The organism is Streptomyces sp. NPDC050439, from assembly GCF_040655335.1.
In the GTDB taxonomy this organism is placed as follows: Bacteria; Actinomycetota; Actinomycetes; order Streptomycetales; family Streptomycetaceae; genus Streptomyces.
Genome location: NZ_JBFAJT010000011.1, coordinates 325,926 through 335,978, shown reverse-complemented (window position 1 = coordinate 335,978; position 10,053 = coordinate 325,926). Strand labels below are relative to the sequence as shown.

Sequence of the window (10,053 nt, the reverse complement as noted above, 5' to 3'; positions counted from 1 at the left end):
TTTTGTCTTGCTGTGTTTCGCTGTCTTGCGTTTCCGACTCTATCAGACTCTTTCGTGTCCGATTTCCTCGGTGCCTTTCCGGTTCCCGCTCCGGCTTTTCGGCTTTCGCGTTTCCCTTTCCGGCGGCTCCGACTTTATCAGAGATTCTGAGTCGGAATTCCCCCGCCCTCTTCGAGTGGCTCCGAGCACGTGAGTGCCGGGTGCTTCCCTCTCAGGCGGAGACGTAAACGTACTGGAGCGGGGCGCCTCGATGCAAATCGAGGCGCCCCGCTCCTAGTTCACGCAGTGCCGGGGTCAGACCTCGACGACGACGGGAAGGATCATCGGGCGTCGGCGGTAGTTGTCCGAGACCCACTTGCCCAGCGTGCGGCGGATGAGTTGCTGCAGCTGGTGGGGCTCGACGACACCGTCCTGGGCCGACTTCTCGAGGACCTCCTGGACCCTCGGCATGACTGCCGAGAAGGCCGAGTCCTCGATGCCGGAGCCACGGGCCTGGATGTGCGGGCCCCCGGTGATCTTGCCGGTGCTGGAGTCCACGACCACGAAGACCGAGATGATGCCCTCGTCCCCGAGGATCCTGCGGTCCTTCAGCGCGGGCTCGCCTACATCGCCCACGGAGAGCCCGTCGACGTACACGTAACCGGCCTGGACCTTGCCGACGATCTTCGCCTTGCCCTCGACGAGGTCGACGACGACGCCGTCCTCGGCGATCACGATGCGGTCGTGCGGGATGCCGGTGAGGGCGCCCAGCTCGGCGTTGGCGCGCAGGTGGCGCCATTCTCCGTGTACCGGCATCAGGTTCTTGGGCTTGCAGATGTTGTAGAAGTACAGGAGCTCGCCGGCCGAGGCGTGGCCGGAGACGTGCACCTTCGCGTTGCCCTTGTGGACGACGTTCGCTCCCCAGCGGGTCAGGCCGTTGATCACGCGGTAGACCGCGTTCTCGTTGCCGGGGATGAGCGACGACGCCAGGATCACCGTGTCGCCCTGGACGATGCGGATCTGGTGGTCGCGGTTGGCCATCCGGGAGAGGGCGGCCATCGGTTCACCCTGCGAGCCCGTGCAGACGAGCACGACCTCGTGGTCCGGCAGGTCGTCGAGCGTCTTGACGTCGACGACCAGGCCCGGCGGGACCTTGAGGTAGCCGAGGTCCCGCGCGATGCCCATGTTGCGGACCATGGAGCGGCCGACGAAGGCGACCCTGCGGCCGTACTCGTGGGCGGCGTCCAGGATCTGCTGGATGCGGTGGACGTGGCTGGCGAAGCTGGCGACGATGATCCGCTTCTGGGCGCCGGCGAAGACGCCCCGGATCACGTTCGAGATGTCGCGCTCCGGCGGGACGAAGCCCGGGACCTCGGCGTTCGTCGAGTCGGAGAGAAGGAGGTCGATGCCCTCCTCGCTCAGCCGTGCGAACGCGTGCAGGTCCGTGAGGCGGCCGTCCATCGGCAGCTGGTCCATCTTGAAGTCGCCGGTGGCGACCACCATGCCCGCGGGGGTGCGGACGGCGACGGCCAGGGCGTCCGGGATGGAGTGGTTGACCGCGACGAACTCGCAGTCGAACGGGCCCAGGCGCTCGCGGTCGCCCTCGACGACCTCGAGCGTGTACGGACGGATGCGGTGCTCCTGGAGCTTCGCCTCGATGAGCGCGAGGGTCAGCTTGGAGCCGATCAGGGGGATGTCCGGCTTCTCGCGCAGGAGATAGGGGACACCGCCGATGTGGTCCTCGTGGCCGTGCGTGAGCACGATGCCGTCGATGTCGTCGAGGCGGTCCCTGATGGACGTGAAGTCCGGCAGGATCAGGTCGATTCCGGGCTGCTCCTCCTCGGGGAAGAGCACTCCGCAGTCGACGATCAGCAGGCGACCGTTGTACTCGAATACGGTCATGTTGCGGCCGATCTCACCGAGGCCGCCCAGCGGGGTGACCCGCAGGCCGCCCTTGGGGAGCTTCGGCGGGGCGCCGAGTTCAGGATGCGGATGACTCAAAAGACTCTCCTCACCACACGCGCCACGTACCTCCGGGGCACGTGGCGCGCATGACGTTCGTGCAGTAGCAGTTGTTTGGTGTGGGTGCGGGACGGCGTCAGCCGGTGTCCCGCGGTGTTTCGCGTATTCAGTTGTGAAGTCTGTGTTTAGAGCTGTACCCCGCCGGCGGCGAGATCGATCTTGAGCTGGGCCGTCTCGTCGTGCGACAGCTCCACCAGGGGCAGGCGCAGCGGGCCCGCGGGACGGCCCTGCAGGGTGAGCGCCGCCTTGGTGGTGATCACACCCTGCGTACGGAACATGCCGGTGAAGACCGGGAGCAGCTTCTGGTGGATCTCGGTGGCCTTCTGTACGTCACCCGTGGAGAACGCGTCGATCATCGCGCGCAGCTCGGGCGTGACCACGTGGCTGACGACGGAGACGAAGCCGCAGGCGCCCACGGAGAGCAGCGGGAGGTTCAGCATGTCGTCGCCGGAGTACCAGGCGAGGCCGGAGCGGGCGATGGCCCAGCTGGCGCGGCCGAGGTCACCCTTGGCGTCCTTGTTGGCGACGATCCGGGGGTGGTGGGCGAGGCGGACGATCGTCTCGGTGTTGATCGGTACGCCACTGCGGCCGGGGATGTCGTAGAGCATGACCGGCAGCTCGGTGCTGTCGGCGATCGCGGTGAAGTGCCGGAGGAGGCCCTCCTGCGGGGGCTTGTTGTAGTACGGCGTGACCGTCAGGAGGCCGGTGGCGCCGACACGCTCGGCGTCGCGGGCGAGCTCGATGCTGTGGCGGGTGTCGTTCGTGCCGACGCCCGCCACGACGTGGGCGCGGTCTCCGACTGCTTCCACCACGGCTCGTACGAGATCGGCTTTCTCCGCGTTGCTGGTGGTCGGGGACTCGCCCGTGGTGCCGTTGATGACGAGGCCGTCGTTGCCTGCGTCCACCAAGTGGGCGGCGAGCTGCTGCGCGCCGTCGAGGTCGAGTGCGCCGTCCGCCGTGAAGGGCGTGACCATAGCGGTGAGGACCCTGCCGAAGGGGGTCTGCGGAGTGGAGGTCGGAGCCATGGGTAACACGCTACTCGCTGCTCAGCGCGTGGTCCCCCCTCGGGGGATGTGTGCGGACCTGACAAGTGAGGAGCCCGGCACTGCCTGCTCGGGGGTTCAAGCAGTGCCGGGTCCGTTTGATCAGGCTAGATGAACTTCTCGAAATGCCGCAATACGGACACCTCACTCAGCCCACCCGTACATCAGTGCCTTACGGAGCCACGCGTCCATTGGCGTTGAACGCCGCGTGCGTGAGGGGCATGAGCTTGGCCCACTGCTCCTCCATCTTCTCGCCGACCATCTCGATCTCCCGCTGCGGGAAGGACGGGACCTTGGCGAGCTCGTGCTGCGTGCGCAGGCCGAGGAAGTGCATCAGCGAACGGGCGTTGCACGTCGCGTACATCGACGAGAAGAGGCCGACCGGCAGGACCGCGCGGGCAACTTCGCGCGCGACACCGGCGGCGAGCATCTCCTGATAGGCCTCATACGCCTGGCGGTACGAGTCCTCCATGACGCGGCCCGTGAGCTCCTGCTGGGCCTGGGTGCCCTCCACGAAGACGTACTTCCCGGGGCGGCCCTCCTGGACCAGCTTGCGGGACTCTCCAGGGACGTAGAACGTCGGCTGGAGCTCCCTGTAGCGGCCCGATTCCTCGTTGTACGACCAGCCCACGCGGTGCCGCATGAACTCGCGGAAGACGAAGATCGGGGCGCTGATGAAGAACGTCATCGAGTTGTGCTCGAACGGACTGCCGTGGCGGTCCCGCATCAGGTAGTTGATCAGGCCCTTGGAGCGCTCGGGGTCCTTCTGGAGCTCCTCCAGGGACTGCTCACCGGCAGTGGAGACACGGGCGGCCCACAGGACGTCGGAGTCGGTCGCGGCATGCTTCACCAACTCGACGGTGACCTCGCTGCGGAAGCTGGGCTTGAGGTCTTCGGTGGGGGTCTCGCTCACTGGCGGGGTCCTTCCATGTGCATCACTCGGGCGGCGCCCACTCTATGGCCCGGCACTGACAATCGGCCGTTCGGTGCCTCGCCGCGACAATCTTCGGCGAATTTGGTGAAACCGGGCACCAATTGGCCGTTTCGAGCGTCTATCTGGACAACAGAGTTAAGTTCGAGTCGCGTGAGGAGAAACGCACCCCATGTTCCGTCGGCGCGAGCCCGTCCCGTTCGCCTTCATCGCCGAAGCCGACAAGTTCCGCAGCAACGTCACTCCCCCACCCCGAGAGCGTGCCTCGGCCGCTCAGGTCGTGGGCCGCACCCTGGTCGGCCTGGTCGTGGTCGCCGGCCTCGCGGGTTCCCTGCTGTTCGGCATGCCGGCCCTGTCACCCGATCAGTCACCCGCGCAGAACCAGCAGTCAGAGGCGTCGGACGATCGATGACGGCCTGACTCTCCCCCACTGCCCTGAAAGCGTGGGAGGTACCCCCATGGCCCCCCAGAGGTGGTAGGCGGGAGCGGGGCTCGGTAGCCTCACCGGGCACAGCCCGTGCGTGGATCGAGTGAGGATTCAGTCGTGCCCCTGCCCTTTCTGACGGCGGACCGAGCCTTTGACGAGTCAGCGGACGACGCCGCGCTGCCGTTCGACGACCGCGACCACTGGCGCAGGCCCTACCGGCCGGGCCCGTGGCGGGTGGGGGCGGCCGCGCTGCTCCTGCTGCTCGCCTCGTACGTCCTCGTCGCCGCCGTCATCATCGCGTTCGCGGACTCACTGGCGGGCGCCGCGATCTGCGCGGGGCTCGCCGTGGCGATCATCGTGAGCGCGCTGCGGCTGCTGCGGATGGGCACCTGGGTGAGCGCGCACGGACTGCGTCGTGTGGCCTTCCTGACGACGCAGACCGTGCCGTGGGCGCAGGTCGTGACGGTGCGCACGACGCAGCAGCCCGTGCGGTGGCTCGGGCTGCCCCGCACCGTGCAGGGGCAGGCACTCGTCCTCGTACGCCGGGATCAGCGGGCCGAGGGGCAGCAGCCGTTGCTCACCGACCGCAACGCCGACTTCCTGGCGCGGTACGAGGCGTTCAACCGGGCGGCCGACTCAATCGAGGTGTGGGCCGACGAATACCGCCGTACCGCCTGATCCGAGCCGCTAGACGTTCACCGGCCGGCCGGCGTGCAGCGCGATCGCACGCTGCATCGCCTGCCGCGCGCGCGGGGTGTCCCGGGCGTCGTGATAGGCGACGGCCAGGCGGAACCAGCAGCGCCAGTCGTCCGGCGAATCCTCGGTCTCGGCCTTGCGCCGGGCGAAGACCTCGTCGGCCGAGTCGCGGTCGATGCGGCCGCCGGGCGTGCGCTTCAACTCGTCGACGGGCAGGCCGCCTTCGGCCTCCAGCTCGGCGGCGAGACGGTTGGCGCGCTGGACGAACTGCGTGTTCTTCCAGAGGAACCAGACGCCGATGAACGGCAGGATGAGCACCGCGACACCGAAGGTGACGGTGAGCGCGGTGCCGTGCTGTATGAGGAGCACGCCGCGGCTGCCGACCAGGACGAAGTAGACGACCAGGACGGCAGCCGTGACGGCGTAAGTGATCTTTGCTCGCATGTGGGTCAGCCGGTCCGTGTCAGTTCAGGTCCAGGAAGTGTTCCAGGCCGAACGTGAGGCCCGGAGTGCTCACCACACGCCGTACGCCGAGCAGGATGCCCGGCATGAAGCTGCTGTGGTGCAGCGAGTCGTGCCGGACGGTGAGCGTCTCGCCCTCGCCGCCGAGCAGCACCTCCTGGTGGGCCAGGAGGCCGCGCAGGCGCACGGAGTGCACCGGCACGCCGTCGACGTCCGCGCCACGGGCGCCGTCGAGCGCGGTCGTCGTGGCGTCCGGCTGCGGGGCGCTGCCCGCTTCGCGGCGCGCCTCGGCGATGAGCTGGGCGGTGCGCGTGGCGGTGCCGCTGGGGGCGTCGGCCTTGTTCGGGTGGTGCAGCTCGACGACCTCGACGGACTCGAAGTACGGCGCCGCGATCTGCGCGAACTTCATGGTGAGCACCGCGCCGATGGAGAAGTTCGGGGCGATCAGGACGCCCGTCTCCGGCGATGCGGCAAGGGCGGTCTCCAGCTGCGCGACGCGGTCGTCGGTCCAGCCCGTCGTACCGACCACGGCATGGATGCCGTGCCGTACGCAGAAGTCGAGGTTGTCCATCACCGAGTCGGGGTTGGTCAGTTCGACCACGACCTGGGCGCCGGTCTCCACCAGCGTGTCCAGCGAGTCGCCCCGGCCGAGCGCGGCGACCAGCTCCAGGTCCTCGGCGGCTTCGACGGCTCGGACGGCCTCGGAGCCGATCCGGCCCTTGGCTCCGATGACCGCCACGCGCAGCTTGCTCATGTACCTGATTCCTTAAGGGAGTGAGGAGACCGCTGAGGCCTTAGGAGACCGCTTCGTGCAGGCGGGCGGCCTGCTTGTCCTTGAGCGGGCCGATGGCCGACAGCGAGGGACGGTGGCCGAGGACCTCACGGGCGACCTCGCGGACGTCGTCCGGGGTGACCGCCGCGATCTTGGCCAGCATGTCGTCGACCGACATCTGCTCGCCCCAGCACAGCTCGCTCTTGCCGATGCGGTTCATCAGCGCGCCGGTGTCCTCGAGGCCGAGGACGGTGGAGCCCGCGAGCTGGCCGATCGCACGCGCGATCTCGTCGTCCGACAGACCGTGCTCCGCGACCTGGTCGAGCTCGTCGCGGCAGATCTTCAGCACGTCGTGCACCTGGCTCGGGCGGCAGCCCGCGTACACGCCGAAGAGGCCGGTGTCGGCGAAGCCCGACGTGTACGAGTACACGCTGTAGGCCAGGCCGCGCTTCTCCCGGACCTCCTGGAAGAGGCGGGACGACATGCCGCCGCCGAGCGCGGTGTTCAGGACGCCCATGGCCCAGCGGCGCTCGTCGGTGCGGGCCAGGCCCGGCATGCCGAGGATGACGTGGGCCTGCTCGGTCTTGCGGTTGACGACCTCGACGCGGCCGGCCGTGCGCAGGCTGCGTGAGCCCTGGCGCGGGACGACCGGGGTGGCGTCGGTGCGGCCCAGGGCGCCCGCCTTCTCGAAGGCGGCACGGACCTGACGTACGACCTTGTTGTGATCCACGTTGCCCGCGGCCGCGACCACGAGGTGGGTCGGGTCGTAGTGCTTCTTGTAGAAGCGGCGGATCCGCTCGGCGGTGAGGGCGTTGACCGTCTCCTCGGTGCCGAGGACCGGGCGGCCGAGGGGGGTGTCGCCGAGCATCGTGTGCGCGAACAGGTCGTGCACGCAGTCGCCCGGGTCGTCCTCGGTCATCGCGATCTCTTCGAGGATGACGCCGCGCTCCGCGTCGACGTCCTCCTGGAGGATCAGGGAGCCCGTCAGCATGTCGCAGACGACGTCGATGGCCAGCGGCAGGTCGGTGTCGAGCACGCGTGCGTAGTAGCACGTGTACTCCTTCGCCGTGAACGCGTTCATCTCGCCGCCGACCGCGTCGAGCGCGGCCGAGATGTCGAGGGCGCTGCGCTTCTTGGTGCCCTTGAAGAGCAGGTGCTCCAAGTAGTGCGTGGCGCCGTTCAGGGACGGCGTCTCGTCACGGGAACCGACGTTCGCCCAGATCCCGAAGGTCGCCGAGCGTACGGAGGGCAGGGTCTCGGTGACGACCCGGAGGCCGCCCGGCAACGTCGTACGGCGGACCGTGCCGATGCCGTCCTTGCCCTTGAGGAGGGTTTGGGTACGGGCGACGGCCCGCCCCTCCGAAGAGGGGCGGGCCGTCGTCGTGGTGCTACGCGACGTCACTTGTCGGTGTCGTCCTTCGTGTCGTCGCCCTCTTCACCCTCGATGACGGGGATGAGGGAGAGCTTGCCGCGGGAGTCGATCTCGGCGATCTCGACCTGGACCTTCTGGCCCACGCCGACGACGTCCTCGACGTTCTCCACGCGCTTGCCGCCGGCGAGCTTGCGGATCTGCGAGATGTGCAGCAGACCGTCCTTGCCCGGCATGAGCGAGACGAACGCGCCGAAGGTCGTCGTCTTCACGACGGTGCCCAGGTAGCGCTCGCCGACCTCCGGCATGGTCGGGTTGGCGATGCCGTTGATCGTGGCGCGGGCGGCCTCGGCCTGCGAGCCCTGGGCGGCACCGATGTAGATGGTGCCGTCGTCCTCGATCGTGATGTCGGCGCCGGTGTCCTCCTGGATCTGGTTGATCATCTTGCCCTTCGGGCCGATGACCTCACCGATCTTGTCCACCGGGATCTTGACGGTGATGATGCGCGGCGCGTTCGGGGACATCTCGTCCGGAACGTCGATCGCCTCGTTCATCACGTCGAGGATGTGCAGACGCGCGTCACGGGCCTGCTTCAGCGCGGCGGCCAGGACCGAGGCGGGGATGCCGTCGAGCTTGGTGTCGAGCTGGAGCGCGGTCACGAACTGCTTCGTGCCGGCGACCTTGAAGTCCATGTCGCCGAACGCGTCCTCCGCACCGAGGATGTCGGTGAGGGCGACGTAGTGCGTCTGGCCGTCGATCTCCTGCGAGATCAGACCCATGGCGATACCGGCGACGGCGGCCTTCAGCGGCACACCGGCGTTCAGCAGCGACATCGTCGAGGCGCAGACCGAGCCCATGGACGTCGAGCCGTTGGAACCGAGGGCCTCGGAGACCTGACGGATCGCGTACGGGAACTCCTCGCGCGAGGGGAGCACCGGCACGATCGCGCGCTCGGCGAGCGCGCCGTGGCCGATCTCGCGGCGCTTCGGCGAACCGACGCGGCCGGTCTCGCCGACCGAGTACGGCGGGAAGTTGTAGTTGTGCATGTAGCGCTTGCGCGTCACCGGCGAAAGGGTGTCGAGCTGCTGCTCCATACGGAGCATGTTGAGGGTGGTGACGCCCAGGATCTGGGTCTCGCCACGCTCGAACAGCGCCGAGCCGTGCACGCGCGGGATGGCCTCGACCTCGGCGGCGAGCGTACGGATGTCCGTGACGCCACGGCCGTCGATGCGGACCTTGTCCTTGATGACGCGCTCGCGGACCAGCTTCTTGGTCAGCGCGCGGTAGGCACCGGAGATCTCCTTCTCGCGGCCCTCGAACTGCGGGAGCAGCTTCTCGGAGGCGATCTCCTTGACGCGGTCCAGCTCGGCCTCGCGCTCCTGCTTGCCGGCGATGGTCAGGGCCTGCGAGAGCTCCGACTTCACGGCGGCGGTGAGGGCCTCGAGGACGTCGTCCTGGTAGTCCAGGAAGACCGGGAACTCACCGGTGGGCTTGGCGGCCTTGGCGGCGAGGTCCGACTGGGCCTTGCAGAGCGCCTTGATGAAGGGCTTCGCGGCTTCCAGACCGGCGGCGACGACCTCTTCGGTCGGGGCCTCGGCGCCGTCCTTCACCAGCTGGATGGTCTTCTCGGTGGCCTCGGCCTCGACCATCATGATCGCGACGTCGCCGTCCTCCAGGACGCGACCGGCGACGACCATGTCGAAGACGGCGTCCTCGAGCTCGGTGTGCGTCGGGAAGGCGACCCACTGGCCCTTGATGAGCGCCACGCGCGTGCCGCCGATCGGGCCCGAGAAGGGCAGGCCGGCCAGCTGCGTGGAGCAGGAGGCGGCGTTGATCGCGACCACGTCGTACAGGTGGTCGGGGTTGAGCGCCATGATCGTCTCGACGATCTGGATCTCGTTGCGCAGGCCCTTCTTGAAAGAAGGACGCAGCGGGCGGTCGATCAGGCGGCAGGTCAGGATCGCGTCCTCGGAGGGACGGCCCTCACGACGGAAGAACGAACCGGGGATCTTGCCGGCGGCGTACTGCCGCTCCTCGACGTCCACCGTGAGGGGGAAGAAGTCGAGCTGGTCCTTGGGCCGCTTGGAAGCGGTGGTGGCCGACAGCACCATGGTGTCGTCGTCCAGGTACGCGACGGCGGAGCCTGCGGCCTGCTTGGCCAGGCGGCCCGTCTCGAAGCGGATGGTGCGGGTGCCGAAAGTGCCGTTGTCGATAACAGCCTCGGCGTAGTGGGTCTCGTTCTCCACTGTTCTCCTACGTGTCTACGTTTCGTCTTCTCGCCCCTGGGCCCGTGTGGCCCGGGAGCGGCGCCCCATGCGTCCTTTCGTGGACAGGGACTGTGCGGAGAAACGC

Annotated in this window: 9 protein-coding genes; 2 read left to right on the top strand and 7 right to left on the bottom strand. The window is 68.3% G+C overall.

Annotation, left to right across the window (positions count from 1 at the left end):
• Positions 1–294: 294 nt before the first annotated feature.
• The 3 genes from AB0I66_RS38130 to thyX all read right to left on the bottom strand — a co-directional run bounded on the left by AB0I66_RS38130 (position 295) and on the right by thyX (position 3,957).
• The gene (locus tag AB0I66_RS38130; protein ID WP_363212652.1) at positions 295–1,980 is read right to left on the bottom strand and encodes a ribonuclease J; all 1,686 of its coding nucleotides are present in this window, start codon (positions 1,978–1,980) and stop codon (positions 295–297) included.
• A 146-nt stretch (positions 1,981–2,126) separates the two neighbouring features.
• Positions 2,127–3,026 carry a 4-hydroxy-tetrahydrodipicolinate synthase gene (gene dapA, locus AB0I66_RS38125; protein WP_363212651.1) on the bottom strand — a complete coding sequence of 300 codons (900 nt, stop codon included), beginning with the start codon at positions 3,024–3,026 and terminating at the stop codon, positions 2,127–2,129.
• Between the two features lie 190 nt (positions 3,027–3,216).
• Positions 3,217–3,957: an FAD-dependent thymidylate synthase gene (gene thyX, locus AB0I66_RS38120; RefSeq protein WP_363212650.1), complete on the bottom strand. Its 741-nt coding sequence runs from the start codon at positions 3,955–3,957 to the stop codon at positions 3,217–3,219.
• A 190-nt stretch (positions 3,958–4,147) separates the two neighbouring features.
• Here thyX and AB0I66_RS38115 point away from each other — a divergent pair, with 190 nt between their 5' ends.
• Together AB0I66_RS38115 and AB0I66_RS38110 are read left to right on the top strand one after the other, a co-directional pair.
• Positions 4,148–4,387, top strand: a complete 240-nt coding sequence (locus tag AB0I66_RS38115; RefSeq protein WP_363212649.1) for a hypothetical protein — start codon at positions 4,148–4,150, stop codon at positions 4,385–4,387.
• Positions 4,388–4,519: 132 nt separating this feature from the next.
• A complete protein-coding gene (locus AB0I66_RS38110) occupies positions 4,520–5,080 on the top strand; it encodes a hypothetical protein (RefSeq protein WP_363212648.1) in 561 nt (186 codons plus the stop codon).
• A gap of 9 nt (positions 5,081–5,089) precedes the next feature.
• Here AB0I66_RS38110 and AB0I66_RS38105 read toward each other — a convergent pair whose 3' ends face one another.
• The 4 genes from AB0I66_RS38105 to AB0I66_RS38090 are packed head-to-tail and all read right to left on the bottom strand — an operon-like array spanning position 5,090 to position 9,947.
• Positions 5,090–5,542, bottom strand: coding sequence for a hypothetical protein (locus tag AB0I66_RS38105; protein ID WP_363212647.1), 453 nt, complete (start codon positions 5,540–5,542; stop codon positions 5,090–5,092).
• Between the two features lie 19 nt (positions 5,543–5,561).
• Positions 5,562–6,314: a 4-hydroxy-tetrahydrodipicolinate reductase gene (gene dapB / locus AB0I66_RS38100; RefSeq protein ID WP_363212646.1), complete on the bottom strand. Its 753-nt coding sequence runs from the start codon at positions 6,312–6,314 to the stop codon at positions 5,562–5,564.
• A gap of 40 nt (positions 6,315–6,354) precedes the next feature.
• The gene (locus tag AB0I66_RS38095) at positions 6,355–7,734 is read right to left on the bottom strand and encodes a pitrilysin family protein (protein ID WP_363212645.1); all 1,380 of its coding nucleotides are present in this window, start codon (positions 7,732–7,734) and stop codon (positions 6,355–6,357) included.
• Positions 7,731–9,947: a polyribonucleotide nucleotidyltransferase gene (locus AB0I66_RS38090; protein WP_363212644.1), complete on the bottom strand. Its 2,217-nt coding sequence runs from the start codon at positions 9,945–9,947 to the stop codon at positions 7,731–7,733. Before AB0I66_RS38090 ends, AB0I66_RS38095 begins: the two co-directional genes overlap by 4 nt.
• Positions 9,948–10,053: the final 106 nt, after the last annotated feature.

Coding starts and splice junctions, on each gene's coding strand:
- dapA (WP_363212651.1), bottom strand. CDS start 3,026: ATGGCTCCGACCTCCACTCCGCAGACCCCCTTCGGCAGGGTCCTCACC.
- AB0I66_RS38115 (WP_363212649.1), top strand. CDS start 4,148: ATGTTCCGTCGGCGCGAGCCCGTCCCGTTCGCCTTCATCGCCGAAGCC.
- AB0I66_RS38105 (WP_363212647.1), bottom strand. CDS start 5,542: ATGCGAGCAAAGATCACTTACGCCGTCACGGCTGCCGTCCTGGTCGTC.
- dapB (WP_363212646.1), bottom strand. CDS start 6,314: ATGAGCAAGCTGCGCGTGGCGGTCATCGGAGCCAAGGGCCGGATCGGC.